This window comes from Rhizobium sp. P28RR-XV (assembly GCF_012641385.1).
Taxonomy (GTDB): domain Bacteria; phylum Pseudomonadota; class Alphaproteobacteria; order Rhizobiales; family Rhizobiaceae; genus Rhizobium.
The window spans coordinates 13885-35756 of sequence record NZ_JABAIG010000028.1 but is presented as its reverse complement, the minus strand read 5'-3'; the positions used below and the strand labels follow the sequence as shown (position 1 = coordinate 35756).

At 56.8% G+C, this 21872-nt stretch carries 23 protein-coding genes and 1 pseudogene; 15 read left to right on the top strand and 9 right to left on the bottom strand.

Annotated features, from left to right (window positions below; translation table 11 throughout):
- Positions 1–274, top strand: a pseudogene (locus HGP12_RS33880) (hypothetical protein); the annotation flags it as partial.
- 780 nt (positions 275–1054) lie between these two features.
- Here HGP12_RS33880 and HGP12_RS32925 read toward each other — a convergent pair.
- A complete protein-coding gene (locus HGP12_RS32925; RefSeq protein ID WP_168880176.1) occupies positions 1055–1570 on the bottom strand; it encodes a GNAT family N-acetyltransferase in 516 nt (171 codons plus the stop codon).
- Between the two features lie 114 nt (positions 1571–1684).
- Between HGP12_RS32925 and HGP12_RS32920 the strand changes: the two genes are divergently transcribed.
- A complete protein-coding gene (locus HGP12_RS32920; protein ID WP_168880175.1) occupies positions 1685–2017 on the top strand; it encodes a hypothetical protein in 333 nt (110 codons plus the stop codon).
- A 13-nt stretch (positions 2018–2030) separates the two neighbouring features.
- Positions 2031–2894, top strand: coding sequence for a universal stress protein (locus tag HGP12_RS32915; protein WP_246703644.1), 864 nt, complete (start codon positions 2031–2033; stop codon positions 2892–2894).
- Positions 2895–3296: 402 nt separating this feature from the next.
- Here HGP12_RS32915 and HGP12_RS32910 read toward each other — a convergent pair whose 3' ends face one another.
- The 3 genes from HGP12_RS32910 to HGP12_RS32900 form a co-directional block, all read right to left on the bottom strand.
- Positions 3297–3992: a CBS domain-containing protein gene (locus HGP12_RS32910; RefSeq protein WP_168880174.1), complete on the bottom strand. Its 696-nt coding sequence runs from the start codon at positions 3990–3992 to the stop codon at positions 3297–3299.
- A gap of 188 nt (positions 3993–4180) precedes the next feature.
- Positions 4181–4597, bottom strand: a complete 417-nt coding sequence (locus tag HGP12_RS32905; RefSeq protein WP_168880173.1) for a universal stress protein — start codon at positions 4595–4597, stop codon at positions 4181–4183.
- Between the two features lie 317 nt (positions 4598–4914).
- Positions 4915–5463: a threonine transporter RhtB gene (locus HGP12_RS32900; protein WP_168880172.1), complete on the bottom strand. Its 549-nt coding sequence runs from the start codon at positions 5461–5463 to the stop codon at positions 4915–4917.
- A gap of 117 nt (positions 5464–5580) precedes the next feature.
- Here HGP12_RS32900 and HGP12_RS32895 point away from each other — a divergent pair, with 117 nt between their 5' ends.
- Together HGP12_RS32895 and hemN are read left to right on the top strand one after the other, a co-directional pair.
- The gene (locus tag HGP12_RS32895) at positions 5581–5796 is read left to right on the top strand and encodes a hypothetical protein (RefSeq protein ID WP_168880171.1); all 216 of its coding nucleotides are present in this window, start codon (positions 5581–5583) and stop codon (positions 5794–5796) included.
- Positions 5797–6311: 515 nt separating this feature from the next.
- Complete coding sequence (hemN, locus tag HGP12_RS32890) at positions 6312–7664, top strand: oxygen-independent coproporphyrinogen III oxidase (RefSeq protein ID WP_168880170.1); 1353 nt, start codon at positions 6312–6314, stop codon at positions 7662–7664.
- Positions 7665–8011: 347 nt separating this feature from the next.
- Here hemN and HGP12_RS32885 read toward each other — a convergent pair whose 3' ends face one another.
- The 5 genes from HGP12_RS32885 to HGP12_RS32865 form a co-directional block, all read right to left on the bottom strand.
- The gene (locus HGP12_RS32885) at positions 8012–8446 is read right to left on the bottom strand and encodes a hypothetical protein (protein WP_168880169.1); all 435 of its coding nucleotides are present in this window, start codon (positions 8444–8446) and stop codon (positions 8012–8014) included.
- Between the two features lie 266 nt (positions 8447–8712).
- Positions 8713–9156 carry a pseudoazurin gene (locus HGP12_RS32880; protein ID WP_168880168.1) on the bottom strand — a complete coding sequence of 148 codons (444 nt, stop codon included), beginning with the start codon at positions 9154–9156 and terminating at the stop codon, positions 8713–8715.
- A gap of 196 nt (positions 9157–9352) precedes the next feature.
- Positions 9353–9526, bottom strand: a complete 174-nt coding sequence (locus tag HGP12_RS32875) for a hypothetical protein (protein WP_168880167.1) — start codon at positions 9524–9526, stop codon at positions 9353–9355.
- 105 nt (positions 9527–9631) lie between these two features.
- Entirely contained in the window at positions 9632–11557 is a 1926-nt protein-coding gene (locus HGP12_RS32870; protein WP_168880166.1) for a PAS domain S-box protein, read from the bottom strand.
- Positions 11558–11574: 17 nt separating this feature from the next.
- Positions 11575–12300 carry a Crp/Fnr family transcriptional regulator gene (locus HGP12_RS32865; protein WP_168880165.1) on the bottom strand — a complete coding sequence of 242 codons (726 nt, stop codon included), beginning with the start codon at positions 12298–12300 and terminating at the stop codon, positions 11575–11577.
- Positions 12301–12540: 240 nt separating this feature from the next.
- Between HGP12_RS32865 and ccoN the strand changes: the two genes are divergently transcribed.
- The 10 genes from ccoN (at position 12541) to HGP12_RS32815 (ending at position 21815) form a co-directional block, all read left to right on the top strand.
- Positions 12541–14163 (top strand): cytochrome-c oxidase, cbb3-type subunit I, encoded by a 1623-nt coding sequence (ccoN, locus tag HGP12_RS32860; protein WP_168880164.1) that lies wholly within the window; start codon positions 12541–12543, stop codon positions 14161–14163.
- Between the two features lie 8 nt (positions 14164–14171).
- Complete coding sequence (gene ccoO, locus HGP12_RS32855) at positions 14172–14906, top strand: cytochrome-c oxidase, cbb3-type subunit II (protein ID WP_168880163.1); 735 nt, start codon at positions 14172–14174, stop codon at positions 14904–14906.
- 9 nt (positions 14907–14915) lie between these two features.
- On the top strand, positions 14916–15068 hold the full coding sequence (locus HGP12_RS32850; RefSeq protein WP_168844246.1) for a cbb3-type cytochrome c oxidase subunit 3: 153 nt from the start codon (positions 14916–14918) through the stop codon (positions 15066–15068).
- 1 nt (position 15069) lies between these two features.
- Positions 15070–15933, top strand: coding sequence for a cytochrome-c oxidase, cbb3-type subunit III (ccoP, locus tag HGP12_RS32845; protein ID WP_168880162.1), 864 nt, complete (start codon positions 15070–15072; stop codon positions 15931–15933).
- A gap of 8 nt (positions 15934–15941) precedes the next feature.
- Entirely contained in the window at positions 15942–16127 is a 186-nt protein-coding gene (locus HGP12_RS32840) for a hypothetical protein (protein WP_168880161.1), read from the top strand.
- A 268-nt stretch (positions 16128–16395) separates the two neighbouring features.
- Positions 16396–17964, top strand: coding sequence for a cytochrome c oxidase accessory protein CcoG (gene ccoG, locus HGP12_RS32835; protein WP_168880160.1), 1569 nt, complete (start codon positions 16396–16398; stop codon positions 17962–17964).
- Positions 17961–18446, top strand: a complete 486-nt coding sequence (locus tag HGP12_RS32830; RefSeq protein WP_168880159.1) for a FixH family protein — start codon at positions 17961–17963, stop codon at positions 18444–18446. Before ccoG ends, HGP12_RS32830 begins: the two co-directional genes overlap by 4 nt.
- On the top strand, positions 18443–20734 hold the full coding sequence (locus HGP12_RS32825) for a cation-translocating P-type ATPase (RefSeq protein WP_168880158.1): 2292 nt from the start codon (positions 18443–18445) through the stop codon (positions 20732–20734). The genes HGP12_RS32830 and HGP12_RS32825 overlap by 4 nt, the downstream gene beginning before the upstream one ends.
- A complete protein-coding gene (gene ccoS, locus HGP12_RS32820; protein WP_168880157.1) occupies positions 20731–20889 on the top strand; it encodes a cbb3-type cytochrome oxidase assembly protein CcoS in 159 nt (52 codons plus the stop codon). The genes HGP12_RS32825 and ccoS overlap by 4 nt, the downstream gene beginning before the upstream one ends.
- Positions 20890–21101: 212 nt before the next feature.
- Positions 21102–21815, top strand: a complete 714-nt coding sequence (locus tag HGP12_RS32815; RefSeq protein WP_168880156.1) for a response regulator — start codon at positions 21102–21104, stop codon at positions 21813–21815.
- The last annotated feature ends 57 nt before the right edge of the window (positions 21816–21872 follow it).

Genomic DNA, 21872 nt, shown 5'->3' with positions numbered 1-21872 from the left:
AAATCGGCGACCTGCTGCCGTTCAACTTCTCCAAGACTACTGCGGCCGGATAGAGCCGGATCTCGCTACCAATGCGCGCACGTTCATCGGTCTTGCGCCGTCAATGCGCATCGAAAATCGCGCTTACAGTCAGACGTTTGATATGGAATGGCCTCCGCATAGCGGCCATACGCAATCGTTCCGCGAAGTCGACCGCGTCGAATGGTTTACTGTTGCGCGGGCTTCCGAAAAAATGCTCGACAGTCAAAGGCCCCTTTCTGAACCGGCTTGTTGACCTGATTTCCAGTGGTAGCAGCTAGCGCCTTTCCAGATTTTAAGCCGTGAGGGCCTTCTCAGCGGTCTCGGTCAACAGTGAAAGCGAGACAATCCCATTTTTCTGTGATCAATCTATCAAAGTTAGCGAGCGCGCGCGATTGATCCAACGCAATGAAATTTCAATTGATCATCCCTATCGATCTAAGTGGCATTGGATCGATGGCGCGTGAACTACCGGATCCTATCGCTTCAGTGGCATCAGCGAGGGATCTATTCATGCGGCACCTACAGGATCGGTTTCGTCAGGTCTACTGGGCCTTCCTTGATCATCTCTTTTTGGTCGTTTTAGTCATCATGATAATAGCAATATCAAGCGTCCTGACCGTTCAGACCAAGCAAGACGTCGAGCAGTCTGGCTCTGATTTGCAACGATCAGTCAAGGGAAATAATGGCGCTGACTGACGATTGCCCAAGTCCTTCTTTGCCGCCCATATAGCGGACTGCGAAGACGGCGGCGGCCGGAGGTCTTTCGCGCGGGAGAGCATGGCTCACCCTCCCTTCAAGCGAAGTAGATCCGATGAGACGAGTATCTCGAATTCGTATCTCTGCCCTGGCGTCGAAATAATCAGATCTTACTAGGCGTCTTTGGGGCGCGTGATTCGCTCGCGAGATGCCTTCGGGATAGACGGAAGGTTTCGCTCGCGACGACGCTTGCCAGTAGCAGTGTTGCGATCTGCTCACCAAACCTTCCGCTTGGAAACAGGAAGCTAGCATTGAGCACGATGCGATAGGCTACTCGTCATGCGGTGAGGGACTTCGACAGCAGCAGCAATCTTGGGTCGTCGGGATAGGGTTTCACTTTGAAGCCCATATTTTGTTCGAGCTCGACAGCGTCATAGTTGCTTCTGTCTTCGATGGACTCGATCTTGTCCAGGCCGCGGCGCTTGGCTTCTTGCACCATCAGGCCAAGAAGGCCCCAGCCAAGGCCGTGACCCTTGAAATCGCTGCGTACGGAAATGGCGACTTCGGCTCGTCTCTTTTGGCGATCGCAAGCGAGCACGGCCGTTGCGATCGGCGTGACGGCATCTCTTGCAAAAGCGATGTAGCTTTCCACGGCGTCGTGGTCGACGCCGATCAGATCGGCAATCTGCTTGCGCGAAACATGTTTAATCGCCGACAAGAAGCGGAAGCGGAGATCTTGCGGACTGACATGATCGAACAGTTCGATTAACAGGTTTTCGTCTTCAAGTTCGGCAGGTCTGACCGAAATCTGCAAGCCATCGCGCGTGGTAATATTCCATTTCCGTTCCGACATTTCTGTCTCCTATGTTTTAACGCATTTCATTTCCGCCGCCGGCTAGCGCTTGGTGGCGCCCCATGATCGACGCTCATGCGATCTTGCGCGCGAAACGTTCGTTGACGTAACCGCATGTATTGGCAGCACGCCGCAGACGTGTCCAAGCCGACCGAGCATGCCAAGATCGCTGATCTCTTTCTCGATCATCAGCCCGATACCAAGGTGCATATTGCGCAGTTGTCGAATGATGCAATCTTCGTCGTCATGATATCCTGTGCCTGCATTGCAATCTCTCTAAGCGGCAGATTGCTATTAACGGTATGTCAATCTTCCAATGGGGCAGGCAATTCGGCATTGATCGGCGTCAAACTCACCGGTGAATGGGAGTATCACTCCGTGCCCGAGCGAATTTACAGAACCGGCATGCTTGACGTCGATCAATGTCCTGGTGAGGCGCTAACGTAGTCTTAGGTCGAACATGATCGGCGACAAGGAGATCGCGCCAATGTCCTGCAAAACAGTCTTGAGCGTTATGTCTGCACGGCATACCTTTGAAGATTTGCATAAAGCCATTGCTTTTTGCCAAGCGACGAATGCACACCTCGTGCAGCTCGTCATCGGCTTCGGGGCGATGCCCCCTTATAGTGGATACGGAGACGCAACGGCCAGCATCTGGATCAGTGAGCGGGACCGCGAATTGGCCCAACTTGCGGAGAAGATCAATTCCGTCAAGGCGGAGCTGGCGGCCACTGGTCTGTCCTACGAGGTACAAGAGTTTTTCTGTGATTTTCCGTGGGCACCGGATCTCCTTGGGCAACGCGCTTTATATGCGGATATCACATTGATTGGCGGCGAGATGGTCTCTGACGAAGATCTGAGGGGGTTTGTGATCGACGGCGCCCTGTTTCACTCTCCGACGCCGGCTCTTATTGTTCCGAAGGTCGGCTCTCTTGCGTGGCCGCCGCAGACGGCTTTGATCGCATGGGATTCCACCCAGGAGGCCAGTCGTGTCGTTCATCAAGCGCTTGATGTCCTCAAGGCCGCTGAGCGCGTGCATGTTACGATGGTCGATCCAATTGCCCTATCCGGACTTCAGGGCGAAGAGCCAGGCGCCGACATTGCAGCCTATCTTGCACGTCATGGAATCAAGGTCTCGGTCGATGTCATCGCGAGTGGCACGCGCGCCATCAGCGATGTTTTGCAGCAGCATGCCACCGATATAGGTGCGCAGTTAATTATCATGGGATGCTATGGTCATTCTCGACTGCGCGAAAGGATTTTTGGTGGAGTCAGCCGTGCCATGGTCCAAAACGTCTCATTGCCAGTATTGATGGGTCGCTAGGCTTCAACGCCTCTTCAAGTTAGGCCCGCGCTTTTTTGACGATCGACCTGTGGCGGATTATGAATGTTAGCGAGGTTCGCGGCTCGCTTGGACCAACTTGATAGTTGGGGGCGAGCCGCATTGCGGGGCATGAGTTTGCACCCGGGTACAGGAATTGTTCATTCATTCCAACGCCTGGTGGATTTATCGGCGCTCAGCCCAGATAGATCGGATATCCCCTGCAGGAGCCTAGCTTTTGCCGGAATAAAGCAGCCTGCCGCCGCGAATTCCTGCCTCGTCCGACACAAGATCACGACATCGAGGAGAACACACGAAGTCGCTTGCGCCACAGCCTGTATCGGACGAGGCCTGACAGGCGCGCCTTGGGGTTGGACGTCGCCATATCGTGCCAAGCGAGATCGCTTAGACTATACCAACACCGATATAGGGATCGACGTAGATGAGATTGTCGAAGACCGCACGCACACCAGGAATATTTTCGGCGGCAACTTTCGCCGCCCGACGTTCTCTCTCATCCATTATGTTGCCAGAGAGCTCAGCGACACCGTCGATCACTTTTACGCGGATCGAGCCGCCTCGACTCCAATCTTGTGTCGCCAGCTCATTTATGATCGCTGTCTCAATCTCCTGATCCCTAGTATCTCTTTGCCGCGCGGGAAGAATTTGGACGAGAGCCGCTAAAAGGTCCGATCGAGAAACGATGCCGACGAGCTTGCCATGTGAAACAACCGGAATGCGCTTAATGTGATGCTTTTCCATCAGTTCGACGACTTCGAGCAAGGTTGTCGTTGTGGTTACCGTGACGACATCAGAGGTCATGATCTCCTCGACCGTGCGGCCGTGTGTCATTACATATTCGTCAGCGAGTGTCCCCCGGCTGGTGAGAAGCTCAAGCAGCCAAGACCGTTTGCGCTCTGTATGCAGCTCGGTACGTCTGAGGAAATCACCTTCGGTGACAATACCCACCAGCCTATCTAAGGCGTCGACCACAGGAAGGCCGCTAATATGATTGTCTAGCATGGTCCTGGCAGCGTCCGCCGCGGAGGTCTCAGGGCGAATAGTTACGACAGGAGATGTCATGATTGCGTGGACAAGCATATCGAACTCACTCCTTTCAAAATGACGCATGCCGATGAGACCGAGCATGCTGGCAGGGCAGGATAGAGCTCGTGGCAGGATTTACTTTGATCACGATCAACGAAAAGCGCGGTATCGAGCCGTTTCGCCTTAAATCACTTAAAAGAGCTGGAACTTAGATCGCCCAATTCGGTGCTGACCTCGTCATATTAGCTGTTCTCGATCCGATCGATGAGCACCGAAGAGTGCGCATGGCGGATAATATGATCAACGGTGGAACCGAAGATTCGATCAAGGATGTCCGTGCGGTGGGCGGCAACTACGATCAGGTCCGCATTTCTCTCCTTTGCGACGGTTAACAACGTTCGCGCCGCCGGTCCGGACCGCACATGAACGAACGCCGGGATATCGAGTCGCTTGCACAGCATTGTGAGCTTGTCTTCTGCTTCGCCAATCACGGATACGGCCCAGCTGTCAGGATTGTCCTGCGTTGTTGGGAAGCGCTCAACGACGTGTGCTACGGTCAATTCGCCTCCTGGTGCCAAGAGCGAATATGACGTGCGTATTGCATGTTCCGCGCTCTCGCGCGAACCAAGTCCGATCGCGCAAATTATTCGTCTATACATCGTCGTCTCCCAAAATTCGGCGTTCTTCCAGTCGACCGTCAATCGGCGCGCAATTGCCAACAGCTTGAGTGCCTTCGAAGGGCGCGGCGCGATGATCGGTGGTCAAATTGGATCCAGGATGTTCAGTGCAGCGCGATGATATGACAATCGGGCACCCGCCAACGTGTTGCTCGAGCTGGCGGCTCGCGCAGCGATACCCCGCGCGCATCTCGCTGGCCATGACACCTTGCCGCCTGTCGGCATTTCTTCTTCTAGGGTGATAACCGCTTCAGGCCCGCTGCGCTTTGATCTAGAACAAACGACGTTTAGTAACAGCGTTACGACCAAATACTGGCCGCAAACGCCACGGAGAAAAGGCAGAGAACGCCCGATCCAATTTTTCTGGCAATAACTCTCCGGCGGCTCCCGGTCCCTACGATCGCTCTGCCCGCAAAAATCCAGATCGATGAAGTGAGGGCCACTACGCTCGTCAGGATCGCAAGGGATAACGGCGAGGGCGGGAGGATCGTCAATCCTAGCATCAGTCCTTTAGGATTTAGCAACGTTGTCAGGAGGAGGCGTCCGTTGCCGAGTGTCGCTCCATCGAATTGTTTTTCTGACGTCCAGACACGAAAACCCAGATAGAGCACCCAGCCGGCGGAGGCGAGCTTCACACTTTTCGCGACTTGGACGTGATCCTGCAAGATGGGACCGGCAATCCACGCAAAAGGTACGACCACCGCGATGTAGGCCGCCATGACGGTGGCAAGACGGCCGGTATACTGGCCTGGCGTCAGTTTTTCCGCCGAAAGAGCAAGGAGCGTGTTTGTCGGACCCGGCAGGACAAGGAGAGAGAAGACGGCAAGGGCTAAAGCGAAGGCGCTCATGGACGATCCTGATTATCAGCGCTCTTCATGGCACATTTTGCCAACTCCGCAATTGATTGAGATCATGGGGAACCCGCAGTCGCGTTATTCGTTTTCCTTCCGAGAACGGAGGCCGAGATGCCACAGCTCATCTCGTTCATGATCATCCGACTTTTAATCGGCTTCGTCATCGGTGGCCTTACGGGCCTTTGTGTGTGGGCGAACGGCTTTTCAGAGGCTTTCACAGCCGAGAGCCCGGATCGATGGGTCGAACAAGGGCTCTTCATCTATTTCTTCGCCAGCACCATAGCGATTGGCTACCTGGCTACGGCTCTTTTTCAGGACGATGCCTAAGCACGTGGCGGCAGGCTGACGCATGATTGACTTTGGCTAAAGAGCCGATGGACAGGTGGGAATAAAACGAGGCGTTTCGATGCGTTCCCAATGATCACGGTAGCCGGTAGCTCAGCGCGTCTTCGCAGGAAAGCACGGGCCTTTTTGGGAGCGGCTCCAACCACGGCTTGACATTGTTCGCTCGGCAGCCAACGCAAGCGGATAGTGTGCTCGATCTCGAACCCAACTGACCGTACTGGTCACTGGATCCACCGCAACGTTGCGGTCTCGTCCTGGTTCAGCTGTAACGCGATTACGGAGCAAAAGTTGCTGACGCGCATTCTTGCCCATCGCGTCGGCCATATCTGCATGATCTAATGGATGCCTGCTTGCGCTGAGCGAGCTCGTTCGATGTTTGACAGCGAACAAATTCTAAGAGTTTTGCAGCGGGGTCGTCGGTCATCATTGACCTAAGACAAGGAAACGGCCGGCCATGCGGTGCATAAGGTGTCAAAACCTCAAGGAAAATCGATCCCATGTCCGATGCTCTGGTTAGGAAGTACGGTGAAACACGTCTTCCACGCTATACAAGCTACCCCACCGCTCCGACTTTCGCTCCATCGGTCGGACCCGACGATTATGCTCGTGGCCTTCGCGAGGCGGGCTCATTTGGGCCCGCCTCAGTGTATTTGCATGTGCCGTTCTGCCACTCCATGTGCTGGTATTGTGGTTGTCATACTACCATCACGCGACAGGAGGCGCCGATCCTCGAATATCTCGACGTCATGATGAAGGAAATCGACCTTGTTTCTGCGACCGCCGGTGGAGAGCTTTCAGTCAAGAACGTGCACTTTGGGGGAGGAACGCCGACTATCGTGTCGTCGTACGCGTTTGCGGCGGTGATGAAGAAGCTGAGGACGTCGTTCAATCTTGTCAGCGATGCCTCTATCGCAGTCGAGATCGATCCAAGGACCCTCACAAGCGAAATGATTAGCGCTCTCGGTGAAAACGGGGTGAAGCGTGCGAGCCTCGGCGTGCAGAGCTTCGATCCGGTCGTGCAGAAGGCCATCAATCGTATCCAGACCTTCGGCCAGACGAAAGCGGCCTTAGCGGGCCTGCGGGGCCATGGCGTGGCGAGCACGAACTTCGATCTCATCTACGGTCTTCCGTTCCAGACGGTCGATTCGTGCATCGAGACGGTGCGCATGGCGATCGAACTCAGGCCTGAACGATTAGCCGTTTTCGGTTACGCGCACGTTCCCGCTTTCAAGAAGCACCAACGTCTGATCGACGAAACGGCTCTTCCCGATGCGGCGGAGCGCTATGAACAGGCTGAGGTAATCGCCAAAGAACTCGTGGCGGCCGGTTACCTGCGGATCGGTCTTGATCACTTTGCGCTTCCAAGCGATGAACTGGCCGTTGCTCTTGAAAGCGGTGCTCTGCACAGAAATTTCCAGGGTTACACGACGGACGACTGTGGCACCCTGATTGGATTGGGCGCATCCGCAATCGGACGCCTGCGTTCCGGATATTATCAAAACCATGTAGCAATCGGGCGATATGCTGAAATGATAGCCGCAGACATTTTGCCGACGGCCAAGGGTTATGTTCTCACCAATGAGGACGGGCTTCGGGCAGCGGTGATCGAGCGCCTGATGTGTGATTTCGAAGCCGACCTGGGTAAGCTGAGCCAGGAGGCTGGCTACGAACCGCACTTTCTATTTGAGAGGAACGAGCGGCTCGAGGGCCTTGTGTCAGATGGCGTGGTGAGCGTCGAAGCCTACAAGGTAATCGTAAACAGGAACTCGCGATTTATGGTGAGAGCAGTAGCCGCTGCATTTGACGCCTACTTCGGCGCGCGCGGCCGCACTCACAGCAAGGCGGCCTGATCACGTGATCCCGGCCTTCACCGAGTGTCCGTAATCGGCGGGACCGTCCACCCAGCTGCCGCTCATCTGTGGGGGTAAAATCCTCGCGAAACGCTGGGCATCCAGGATCGTGGGCCAAGGGTCGCCCGCTCGCTCCAGCATAAGATCCAGACCAAGAGATTCCCGCCATCGGTGATTGAGGGCCCCAGCTCTGTTCGTTCAAAGTTGTGGATGTCATCAGACACGTCTATCGCAACAGCCCGACGCCATCTTCGCGGAGAGGCAAATGGCGGTCGCGGCAGCGGACGGAGCAGCATTTCGCCGGCGGCCGTTCGCAGGACTTTCCATCCCTGTTTGTCGCCGCGCGGTTATGCCGCCTCGCCGTTGGCTTCTGGCAGAGCGACGTGCGCGTCCTTGTTGCCTGCCGCTTTTCGTATCAAGCGGATAGCTTCGTGTTCCGCCTGGATGTGCTTGCGCACGGAGGAGGAAAACGAGCGCAGGAGATATCCCGCCGTGTTTGATGACAGGCGGCAATTCCCAGCCTTCAGAGCCAGAAGAACGTCGACGACCTCCTTGGCGTCAGCAAGGTCCGAAACGCGTTCCAACCGCCACCGTTCCTCGGTATCTTGTTGTTCCTTATCGCTTATGATCGGGCAAGGGCCGACCGAGCTGAGTTGTTCCTCAAGGCCATGCGTGGTGCGAAGATACGGAGCGAGCGCGTCCGCGATTGTGTCGCAGAACCGCTCATCGAGATGACACGGAAGGAAGTCGGCGATCGCCTCGAGCATGTCGCACCACGACATGAGTTGTCCGTAGCAGGCCTCTAGCTCTGAAAACTTGTCAAATGGTGTCACAGGCTGTCCTACCTTGGCAGAAAGAGGCTTGCGGCGATAGCGGCGAGGATGGCGGACACGCTATCCATCCGCTGCAGGACTCCCGTTCCAGCAGAGGCTGATCGCAAAGACTATGATGACGGGCGTGGGGGTCGCTGGTCCGATCTGAGCATTTGTCATCTTTGGTTTCCCCTACATGCCACCGGCGCAAACCCGCCGGTGGCAGCCGGATTTCGCTACTGCGTGACTTGCAGAAGATCGGCATCCAGTCGCTTACGCGCCATATTCGGAACCTTTGCAGTCCTGATCGCGTCAAGGTTTGCCGGCTTCTCGCCGACCTGGATGAGGGCGACCATGCCCATGCCGGCGTGTGGCGTGCATTTCACGACATAGGCGCCCGGCACGTCGAACTTCGTCTGGAATTGTTCGCTTGGTTTCGATTTGAACTCCGGCGCGCCATCCGGGATGAGGCCCTTGAAGGTTTCGACGTTGTGGCTCTTATCGGTTGGGACGAAGGTGACGGTGTCACCGGGAGCGATCTTGACGAAACCGGGTTCGAAAACCATTGCACCATCCGTACCCTTGTTGAGCAACTGGATCTGATGGTCGGCTGCCATGAGCGGAGCAGCCGAGACGACGAGGGCTGCAGCGGCGGCGGCCAGAGCGAGTTTGAAACGCATTGCATGTCTCCTGGTGATCTGGGCCAATCGCGGCCTCGAAGACTTTCTAGGCCATGCAGGGGCGGCCTTCTTTGACGTTAGTCAACTTCGAACGATAGTCTAAGACGGCCGCTCGCACTTGGAGAAACGGCCCTTCATCGTTAAGTGTCGGATGGCGTTGCAGGTAGCTATGACAGCGAAGTTGAGTCCCCGGCGATCACGATATCGACTCAGGGCAAGCAGCCAGTTGTCGGGCAAAGCCCGAAAGATATTCGGTCGCGATGGCCCCCGGACCGTTCGATGAGCTCGCCGTCTTCACCGAACTGATGCCGACCATCATCACCCTTCGACAAAAAGCGTGCAAATGGCGCCCGCCGTTGCGAAAGCTCATCGAGCGCGTCCTTGGAAAGGGTCGTGCGACCGCCCGTCGCAAGCTCATTGGTGCTGAGCGGCGAAGTAGCGATCGCCGCCTCCGATTGTTGGGCAGCCGGCATTCTCAAGAGGCGTCCAGGAGATCTCGCAACTTTCCGGCCAGCTCGCGAGCAGTATAGGGCTTGCGCAGCCATTGAGCGCCTGCCAGGATATCCTTCGCGGCCAGTGTTGGTTCGGAATAGCCTGACGTAAAAAGAACCGCCAGCCCTGGACGAAGGGACTTCGCTTCCTGCGCCAACTCGTCGCCGTTCATTCCGCCCGGCATCACGATGTCGGTGAAAAGAAGGGCGATATCGTCCCGCGCCTTGATGATTTCAAGCGCGCGGCGTCCGTTCTCCGCCTCGATCACTGTGTATCCCATGTCATTAAGCCGTGCGACGGCCACCTTTCGGACCCGTGAGTCATCTTCGACCACGAGAACACGCTCGCTGCCGCGAAGAAGAGGAATTTTCGCGGCTCCGACCGACGCATCGGTCTGCCCTGCGTTTCCTCCCGCTGATACGGGAAGATAGATCCTAATCGTTGTTCCCCTGCCAAGTTCACTATAGATCTGGAGATGCCCACCGGATTGCTTGACGAAGCCGTATACCATGCTTAGACCGAGACCCGTTCCCGACCCGACCTCCTTGGTGGTGAAGAACGGTTCGATCGCTCGTTTCTTCACCTCATCGGTCATGCCCGAGCCAGTGTCGGTCATGGAGATCAGCACGAAGTTGCCACTTCGAACTTCCGGGTACATTTTTGCGTAGTCGGCATCCAGCGTGACGCGAGAGACTTCGGTTGTAAGGCTTCCACCTTTAGGCATGGCGTCGCGCGCGTTCAATGCAATGTTCAAGATCGCGTTCTGCAGTTGCGGCCCGTCGACCAAAGCGTCGAAATGGGCGCCTGAGAGTATTGTGGACAGCTTTATGTCCTCACCGAGCGTTCGCCGGAGAAGATCGGAGAAACTGCTGACGAGTTGACCGAGATCCACCTGCTTGGGATTGAGAGGCTGCCGCCTTCCAAAGGCAAGGAGCTGACCGGTCAGCTTCGCGCCATCCGCGGCAGCCTCTTGCGCATCCCGCAGGATGTCGCGTAGCGGGCCGGGCGGAAGCTTGTCCTCGATCATTTCAAGATTTCCGCTGATCACCGTCAGAAGATTGTTGAAGTCATGGGCGAGACCGCCGGTCAGCTGGCCGACAGCTTCCATCTTCTGCGCCTGCCGCAGATCCTCCTCGATCTTCATTCTGCTGGTCAAATCGCGTACGAAGCCGGTGAAGATGCGCTCGCCATTGGCGGTCGCCTCACCGACATGGAGCTCCATTGGGAAACGGGAGCCGTCCGCGCGCTGGCCGGTGACGACACGGCCATAACCAATGATGCGCTTCTCGCCCGTCTTGAGGTAGTGACCAATGTACCCGTCATGTTCGTCACGGTAGGGGTTCGGCATGAGGTTGTTCACGTTTCTGCCGCAGATCTGGTCGGCAGTCATGCCAAAGAGCCGCTCCGCCGCCTTGCTGAAGGACATCACGATGCCTTTTTGGTCGATCACGACCATGGCGTCCGGTACGGTGTCCAGAATTGAAGTCAGGTGCGCCTCGCGCGTCTTGACGGACTCCTCCGCCTTTTTGAGTGCGCTCACATCGCTATTCGTTTGAATGATCGACTGGTCGCCGTCCGGAAGATTGACGAGCACGCAACGGGTGGAAATATTGATGTCTTGGCCACGCTTGTGGCGATGCACGATCTCGCCTTGCCAGAAGCCGCGCGACTTTAGGGTTGCCTGGATATCCTCCTGGGATACCGGGTATCTTGTGCTAAGAAGCTCGTGAATCTTCTCGCCCACCGCCTCCTCGCGTGTCCAGCCGTACATGTTCTCGCAGCCAATGGACCAATGAGTGATGGTTCCTTCAAGGCGATGAATAATGATGTCCGCCCCATCGAGCACGTGAACAACCGCGTCCAGCTCCTGTGGACTTGCAGTACGTGGCGATATCAAGCGATGGGGCATGGTCGGCTCTCTTAATCTTAGTGGATGCTGCCTCTATGGCAGGTTTTTGCGGAAAAATCATCCGCGCTGCCGGTGAGACGAGCGAGCTTATCCATGCTAATGATCCTGAGGTCGTGGCGACCTTCCGCGGCAAGCACTTTGCGTGCCGCAAGCTTGGTGATCGTCCGAGAGATCGTCTCGATCGTTAGGCCGAGATAATCGGCGATGTCGAGACGGTTCATCGGTACCCTCAGTAATCCCTGACACTGGCTTCCAGGCCGTAACGCCAGGTTGAGGATGAAGCTACACAACCGCTCCTCGGCGCTCTTCTTCGATAGGAGAACCATCTGGTCGTGGGCGGCGGCGTTTTCGCGGCAGAGTAAACCGATATATGCCGGACGCAGGTTGTCGCAACGAGTGACTTCTTCTTGGAAGCACTTGCGGGAGACACGGCGTATCTTGCAGTCTGTAACCCCCTCGGCCGTAAAGGAGAAGTCTTCGAGAAGCGAGGCACCAATGACGTCGCCGGCGAAATGGAAAGCTGTTATCACCCGACGGCCTTCGCCGATGATGCGGTGAAGGCGCACGACCCCTTCGACGACCTGAAAGAGATACTTGGCCTGATCACCTTCCCAGCATATCGCCTGACTGGCTGTGATCGTTTCCGTCGCGCATCCATGGAAGATGGAAGAGAGCGACTGACCGCGCGTTCCCGCGGTCGCGAGCTCTGCGTTTTCGAATGCGTTTTTGCCCTGCATCAGCATGTTCATGTCCTCTGGTTCGAAGTGAGGACACTAGAGCGCAGTCCTGTTACGCGGGAATGCTCGTTCGGTGCGAAATGGTGAGGTTGTGTAACTGTCTGTAACAGGGAGCCGCGCGCCGGGGAAGTTGGCGCCTTCGTTGACATAGATCAAGGAGCGCATGCCCGCTCCATGAGAGTGCTTTTTCCAAAGTTCGGGAAAGTCGAACGCGAGGCGGTCGGCTGCGTACTTGGGGACCCCAAAATGGACTACACAACCGAAACGATCCTGGTCGCGATCGCCGCCTTCCTCGCCTTGGTGGGTGCGGGTCTCGCCCATGACCACCTCTTCGCCGTGCACATGGGCATTTTGTGTTTCTGCCTGACGGTTGGCACGGTTTTGCTCGTGCGGCGAGCCGATTTCTCGCCTGCAGGTCGTATGGTGAAGGTGGATGCATCCGGTTACTTTGACGAAGTGATCCGCTACGGCCTGGTCGCCACCGTCTTTTGGGGCGTCATTGGTTTCCTCGTCGGCGTTGTCATTGCGGCACAGCTCGCCTTTCCCGATCTGGACTTCGCGCCCTATCTGAATTTCGGTAGGCTGCGCCCTGTTCATACCTCCGCCGTCATTTTCGCCTTTGGCGGCAACGCCTTGATCATGACATCCTTCTATGTCGTCCAGCGCACCTGCCGGGCTCGGCTTTTCGGCGGCAGTCTCGCCTGGTTCGTCTTCTGGGGATATCAGCTTTTCATCGTGATGGCGGCATCCGGCTATGTACTCGGCATCACGCAGGCGCGTGAATATGCGGAACCTGAATGGTATCTCGACCTCTGGCTCGCTATCGTCTGGGTGGCCTATCTCATCACTTTCCTGGGCACGATCCTGAAGCGTAAGGAACCACACATCTACGTCGCCAATTGGTTCTATTTGAGCTTCATCGTAACTATCGCGATGTTGCACATCGTCAACAATCTGGCTGTCCCAGTTTCTTTCCTCGGTTCGAAAAGCTATTCACTGTTTTCAGGTGTACAGGATGCGCTGACGCAGTGGTGGTACGGCCATAACGCTGTCGGCTTCTTTCTCACGGCTGGTTTCCTTGGGATGATGTATTACTTCGTTCCGAAACAGGCAAACCGCCCGATCTATTCCTACCGGCTGTCGATCATCCATTTTTGGGCGCTGATCTTCTTGTATATCTGGGCTGGTCCGCACCATTTGCATTATACTGCGCTGCCTGACTGGGCTCAGACGCTGGGCATGGTCTTCTCAGTCATGCTGTGGATGCCGTCCTGGGGTGGTATGATCAATGGTCTGATGACGCTCTCGGGCGCCTGGGACAAGATCCGTACGGACCCAATCATCCGCATGATGATTGTCGCCATTGCCTTTTATGGCATGTCGACGTTCGAAGGTCCGATGATGTCGATAAAGACCGTCAATTCGCTCAGTCATTATACGGAGTGGACCATTGGCCACGTGCATTCTGGCGCGCTCGGCTGGGTCGGAATGATCACTTTCGGTGCGATCTACTATCTGACGCCGAAACTCTGGGGTCGTGATCGTCTCTACAGCCTCCGGATGGTCAACTGGCATTTCTGGCTTGCCACCCTCGGCATCGTCATCTACGCGGCTGTGCTGTGGGTTGCTGGTATCCAACAGGGCCTGATGTGGCGCGAGTATAATTCGCAAGGCTTTCTCGTTTACTCCTTCGCCGAAACCGTTGCCGCGATGTTCCCATATTACGTGCTGCGCACGCTGGGCGGCACGCTCTACCTAGGCGGCGGCCTTGTGATGGCCTGGAACGTTTTCATGACCATCCGCGGCCGCGTGCGGGATGAAGCAGCAATTCCGACTGCGTATGTGCCCCAGGCACAACCTGCAGAGTGAGGTGAGATATGGCATCGATACTGGACAAACATAAGATCATCGAAAAGAACGCGACTCTGCTTCTCGTCGGCTCGCTTCTCGTCGTCTCGATCGGCGGGATCGTGGAAATCGCGCCGCTCTTCTACCTCCAGAACACCATTGAGAAGGTGGAGGGTATGCGTCCCTACACGCCGCTCGAACTCGCAGGTCGCAACATCTACATTCGCGAGGGCTGTTATCTCTGCCACAGCCAGATGATCCGACCATTCCGTGACGAGGTGGAACGTTACGGCCATTACTCATTGGCCGCCGAATCCATGTACGATCATCCGTTCCAATGGGGCTCGAAGCGCACGGGGCCGGATCTTGCGCGCGTCGGAGGCCGCTATTCGAACGAGTGGCACGTCCAGCATCTCTCGAACCCAAGAGCTGTGGTGCCCGAATCGATCATGCCCAAATACGCCTTCCTCAAGGAGGAGTCGGTGACGGTCAAGGATATCGGCATGGATCTCAAGGCCAACGAAGATGTCGGCGTGCCCTATACGGACGACATGATCGCCCATGCCGAAGCGGATATGAGAGCACAAGCCGATCCCAACGCCGATACGACGGCGCTGCTGCAGCGCTATCCGAAAGCCAAGGTCGGTGATTTCGACGGCGATCCACAGAGGCTTACCGAAATGGACGCTCTGGTCGCCTATCTGCAAATGCTCGGTACGCTGGTCGATTTTTCAACCTACGACGACGCGACCGGCTACCGGTGAGGTGATCCCATGGAAATATATACTGCAATGCGGCACTTCGCCGACAGTTGGGGCCTTTTGGTGATGACGGCGTTCTTTGTCGGTGCTGTCTTCTACAGCCTGCGTCCTGGCAGCAAACAGATGGCCAAGGAGGCCGCTGACATTCCTCTGAAGGATGACTGAGATGTCGGAAAAGCATATCGATGAAATCAGCGGCGTCGAAACCACCGGACATGAATGGGACGGCATCCGCGAGCTGAACAATCCGATGCCGCGTTGGTGGGTCTGGACGTTCTGTGTGACGATCATGTGGGCGGTCGGCTATGCGATCGCCTATCCGGCGATCCCAATGATCACGTCGGCTACGAAGGGCTATCTTGGCTACTCGACGCGCGCAGAACTGCAGCAGGATCTCGATCTCGCCAAGGCGAAGCAGATGAAGTTTCAAGACATGATCGCGGCAAAGACGGTTAAGGAGATCGACGCGGATCCGGCACTGCGCGAATTCGCCGTCGCCGGCGGCGCCTCGGCCTTCAAGGTCAACTGCGCGCCGTGCCACGGCTCCGGTGCCAGCGGCGGTCCTGGATTCCCTAACCTTAACGACGACGATTGGCTATGGGGCGGCGACCTCGTTTCGATTCAAACGACGATCGCGCACGGCATTCGCTTTGATGCCGACCCAGACACACATGTTTCGGAAATGCCTGCCTTCGCTGACATATTGGATGCGATGCAGAAAAAGCAGGTTGCGGCTTACGTTTGGGGCCTGACGAACACCCCGTCCGATCCAACCATGGCGGAAGCCGGAAAGCGGATCTTTCTGGACAACTGTGCGGCATGCCATGGCGACGACGCCAAGGGCAAAATCGAAATGGGAGCGCCGGACCTTGCTGACGCCATTTGGCTGAAGGGGAGCGGGGAGGACGCGATCATCCGCCAGATCACAAGTCCCAGGCATGGTGTGATGCCGGCATGGTCGGCCCGTCTCGGCGACACCACGGTGAAGGAACTGACCCTGTTCGTCCATTCGCTCGGCGGCGGCAAGTAGGAACGAATATGACCGACCACAATCATAATCCACTTCTGACGCTTTACGGCACGCCGCGAGCGGTCATCCACGCGCGAGTGTCCATTCGCGCAAAGCCGATACAGCCGGCTGCCGAGCAGGAAAACACCGAAAAGATCGGAAATTCGATCGTCAGTTTGACCTCGCTTAAGGATCACCTGCGAACGACCCGATGAAGCTGGTGTCGAAGATGTCGCAGCCGATCGTTTCCCCAGTTCCTTTGAGGCCAACATCCACGCTTCTTAGGCTCGGTCCGGCGACCAAAAGACGTTCGGCAGCTGTTTGGATCCGGTTGGTGCAAAGTTGACGATTCCAGCCTCGGGGCCGTGCTCTTCCGACCCAGAGCGCGGCCATTCTTTTTGTGAAAAATTCTGATCCTTGATCTCGATCAAGGATGGGGGGTCTTCAACGTAGGAAAAGTGCAAGTCAACCCGGAAGTTGCGCATGAACCTCTATACAGCCCCAGATCCTAAAGATGTTGAACGCTTGAACGCGGAGCCGGTAAACGCGCGTCGCAATCGCCAACCGCTTTATGCCGCGCGCAAGAAAGTTTTCCCCAAGCGCGCCGAAGGCCGCTTTCGTCGTTTCAAATGGATCGTGATGATAATCACGCTCGGCATATACTATCTCACGCCGTGGATCAGATGGGAGCGCGGGCCTTATGCCCCCGACCAGGCGGTTCTTGTCGATCTGGCGTCACGCCGCTTCTATTTCTTTTTTATCGAGATCTGGCCGCAGGAATTCTACTACGTCGCCGGCCTTCTGGTGATGGCTGGATTCGGACTTTTTCTCATTACCTCCGCCGTCGGTAGGGCTTGGTGCGGTTATGCGTGTCCGCAGACGGTGTGGGTCGATCTCTTCCTTGTGGTCGAGCGAGCCATCGAAGGCGACCGCAATGCCAGAATGAAGCTCGATGCCGCCCCGTGGCGTTTCGACAAGATTCGCAAGCGTGTTCTGAAGCATGCGATCTGGCTATTGATCGGCTTCGCCACTGGAGGTGCTTGGATCTTCTATTTCGCAGACGCTCCAACCCTCGCCGCCTCCCTGCTTACCGGACAGGCGGCCGCGATCGCCTATGCCACCATCGGGACGTTGACGGCCACGACATACGTCCTCGGGGGCCTGATGCGTGAGCAGGTCTGCACCTACATGTGTCCGTGGCCGCGCATTCAGGGCGCAATGCTGGACGAGAATTCCCTCGTCGTGACCTACAATGACTGGCGGGGCGAGCAACGTTCGCGTCATGCTAAGAAGGTGCAGGCATTTGGCGAGCCGGTCGGCGATTGCGTCGATTGTAACGCTTGCGTCGCAGTATGCCCGATGGGAATCGATATTCGCGACGGTCAGCAGATGGAGTGCATCACCTGCGCTCTTTGCATCGATGCCTGCGATGGGGTGATGGATAAGCTTGGAAAGCCCCGCGGTCTTATCGCCTACGCCACGCTTAGCGAGTATGCCAGCAACATGGCGATTGCCACCGATCAGGGACGCATGCCGGTTCAGCCGACGAGGGTCCGCAAGCCGGATGGCTCCTTCGTCGGCGATATCAGGCATTTCGACTGGCACATCATCTTCAGGCCTCGCCTGGTTTTCTATGCGGCAGTCTGGTGCATGATCGGCGCCGCTATGGTCGTGCATCTCGCATTGCGCGAACGATTGGAGCTCAATGTCGTCCATGACCGCAATCCACAGTTCGTCCTTGAAAGCGACGGCTCGATCCGCAACGGCTACACACTCCGAATCCTGAACATGGTTCCCAGGCCTAGAAAGATCGAACTCAACATGTCTGGCCTGGATGGAGCCACGATGCGAATTCCTGAATTCGGCATGAATGATGGCCGCAGCTTCGTGTTGAAGGCGGCACCCGATGCGGCCACGACCGTCAAGGTCTTCGTGACCAGGCCTGCAGCAAGTGCTCGGCCGTCGGAGTTCCTCTTCGCAATTGAAGATGAAGGGCATGAAGATCGTGCAACCTATCGAGCAGCCTTCAATTCCCCAGGAGGGGCAAAATGAGCACGAACACTAAAGGATTCACGGGGCGGCATATGCTTCTCACGACCTGCGCTTTCTTCGGCATCGTGATTTCCGTCAACGTGACGATGGCATGGTACGCCTCCGCGAGTTGGAGCGGTCTGGTTGTGGAAAACACCTACGTGGCCAGCCAACAGTTCAATGAAAAGACGGCTGCCATCAAAGCCATGACTGCAACCGGAGTATCGGGAAGCATTTCCCTCCATGCTGATGTCTTTACCTACCATCTTCACAATCGGGATGGAACGCCAACCTCGGTCGACATGGTCACGGCGAATTTCAAGCGTCCCGTCGGTGACCACGAAGACTTCAGCGTAACTCTGAAGAAGGTTGGAGAGGGACTTTTTGAAGCTGACCGCCATTTACCGTCCGGCGACTGGATCGTTGAACTGATCTCCCGACGTGGCGGAACGCTCGTCATGCATGAAGCCCTTCGCTTCGACACCGTGGGGTTCGACAAATGACCTGTTGCATGGTGGATGCCGAGGCGATGCTTGCGATGAGCGCTTCTTCGGTGAGCGCCGAAGAAATAGCACTTGCCAGCCACCCATTGGGCGAAGGACTGCTTCAACTTGATCTGAGCGTGCCGGACGTCCATTGCGGAGCCTGTATCTCAACAATCGAAAAGGTTCTGTTGGCTTTGCCGTTCATCCGGAAGGCCCGAGTGAACCTGACGTCCAAGCGTGTCAGTTGTGTTTATGCCGAAACCGTCGATGGGGTCCGAACGGATGCGACGGCAATTATCGAGGCAATAAGCTCCGCGGGATATCGAGCACATCTCTTCGCCCCGGCCGCGGCGGAGAGCGACAAGACGCGAAACAAACTTCTCTTGGCCGTCGGTGTGGCCGGATTCGCCGCCGCCAATATCATGCTGTTATCCGTTTCTATCTGGTCGGGTGCAGACGCTGCGACTCGCGACATGTTCCACTGGATATCGGCGATGATCGCAGCGCCCGCGCTGATCTATGCGGGGCGGTTCTTCTTTCAATCGGCATGGAATTCGCTGAAGCATGGTCGAACCAACATGGACGTGCCGATCTCCCTTGCAGTCACACTTTCCTACGCTGTCTCGCTCTGGGAGACCATGCATCATGGCGAACATGCCTGGTTCGACGCGACGGTTTCTCTGTTGTTCTTCCTGCTGATCGGCAGGACACTTGATCACCTTATGCGCGAGAAGGCGCGTGCCGCCATTAACGGCCTCGCACGGATCGCACCGCGCGGTGCGCTTCTCATCGCTGTCGACGGATCACGCCGCTACGTGGCGGTGGAAGATATCGCGATCGGCGACGAGATCGCAGTGGCTGCCGGCGACCGCATTCCGGTCGACGGCGTGATCGCGAGTGGCGAAAGCGATCTCGACCTCTCGATCGTCACCGGAGAAAGCAGTCCCGTCGTCGTTGGCAAGGGATCGGAGGTGAGCTCGGGTGCGATGAATTTGACCGGTTTCCTTGTGGTGCGCGCTACAAAGGTCGCCAGGAGCTCGCTGCTTGCCGAAATTATCGGTTTGATGGAGGCTGCCGAGGGGGGCAGAGCCCGCTATCGCCGCATTGCCGACCGGGCGGCCTCCCTCTATTCTCCGGCCGTTCACTTCCTTGCGCTTGTCTCATTTCTCGGATGGGGCTTTGCCGGTGGGGACTGGAAGCACGCTATGCTCGTCGCGGTCGCGGTGCTGATCATTACGTGTCCTTGCGCCCTGGGACTTGCAGTTCCGGTGGTTCAGGTTGTTGCCGCCGGCGAACTCTTTCGCAGGGGAATCATGGTTAAAGACGGTTCGGCACTCGAAAGGCTGGCCGAGATTGACACCGTCGCGTTCGATAAGACCGGCACGCTGACACTCGGTCGCCCTCGCCTCGTCAAGTCGGAAACCAGCAATCCCAGCGATGTCGCCATTGCCGCAGGACTTGCAAGCCACTCCAGGCATCCGCTTTCTCAGGTATTGAGCCGCAGTCCAACTTCTGGTCGGATGGAATTCGATAGCGTCACGGAGGTCTCGGGTGGAGGATTGAAAGCATATCGAGATGGTGCTCTTTATCGGCTTGGCAGCCGGTCGTTCGCCCGCAACATAGATCGGACTGAAATGGCCGGCGTCGACGAAGCGCTGTCCGAGGTGGTCCTCACCAAGGACGATATCGTCCTGGCGCGATTCTTCTTCGAGGACATGATCCGGCCGGGTGCGAACGAGGCTGTCGGGGAGCTTCGCGCCACTGGTTTCAAGACAGCCATATTTTCGGGAGACAGACAATGTGTGGTCGATGCCGTTGCAAAACGCCTGGGAGTTGATCTTGCGCTTGCCGGCTTGAATCCCAAGCAAAAGGTTGAAGAGTGCCAAGCGTTGAGCAGCGCACATCACCGGGTGTTCATGATCGGAGACGGCATCAACGACGCGCCGGCGCTTGCCGCCGCCCATGTGTCCATGGCACCGGCGACGGCCTCGGATATTGGCAGGCAGGCCGCCGACCTGGTATTTTTCAATGATCAACTCGACGCGGTGCCCATTGCAATCGCCATTGCGCGCAGATCTGCCACGTTGATCCGACAGAACTTCGCACTAGCGATCGGCTACAATATTCTTGCCATACCCATCGCGATCGCAGGCTATGCCACTCCTCTCATTGCCTCAGTTGCTATGTCCACGTCGTCCATTATCGTCGTTTCGAATGCTTTAAGACTGGCAACGTTCCAAAGAGAATCTTCACGAGGAGGGGCCAGCCTGCCGGTTCTGAGTGAGGCGAAGGGAGGTCGCGCATGAACATGCTGATCTATCTCATTCCCATCGCGCTCTTCATGGGGGGCATAGGTTTGGCCGCCTTTCTCTGGTCGCTGAGGAGCGGCCAGTATGACGACCTGGAAGGCGCCGCCTGGCGCGCGATCGCAGACGACGACCCCGATACGGGAAGAAAATAGCGCGCGGAAGGGGATAATGCGTGAGCCGATCAAGACATCTCAAGTGCCGAAATTTCTGATAAATTGCATAAGAAAGCGTCCAACCTGCTTTTTGATCCGCCTGGCGCGCCAATATAGCGGGACTCGGCTCAAATTCTTGGCCACACCGGTAGAACCATGCAGGATCCTGCGTTATGTCATGTGTCCAGATATTCAGCGGGCTCTGAGGGAAGATGGAAGCGGATCGAATTCTGGTGGTCGACGATGACGCCCGGATCAGGCAAATGCTCGCGCGATATTTCGAGGACCACGGCTATCTGGTCACCGGCGTGCCCAGCGGCGCCGCGATGCGCGTCGAACTCACGAGGACGCGGTTTGTCGCCGTCTTCCTGGACCTGGTTTTGCCGGGGGGCGAGAACGGCCTGGAGCTCTTGAAAGAGATCAGGGCGACTTCCGATGTTCCTGTGCTTATGCTCACAGGACAGGATGATGTCACGGATAAGGTGATAGGGCTCGAATTCGGAGCCGACGATTATATTGCCAAGCCCTTTCATCTTCGCGAGCTCCTAGCCCGACTCCGGACGGTCCTCAGGCGGCGTTCGCCCTCCGCATCCGCGGGACTGGCGCTCGTAGAGGAGGTTTTTCGGTTCGATGGCTTCTCGTTGGATGTGTCGCGAAGAAAGCTTACGTCGCCTTTGGGAGCCGACGTTCCCCTGACGACAGGGGAATTCGACATGCTTCTCGTTTTCCTGCGCAATGCGGGAAGGGTGCTCTCAAGAGAGACGCTTATGGATCTGACCAGGAACAGAAATTTGGAGGCGTTTGACCGCGCAATCGACGCGCAGATCGTCAGGCTGCGAAGGAAGATCGAGAGTGATTCCAGGGCACCCGCACTGATCCAGTCCGTCAGAGGCGTGGGTTACGTTTTTACGGGGCGGACCGCCTAAGCCAGATCATTGATCCGGATCAATGTTTGAAGGGAAGAAGGCGATATGTTGCCTGCG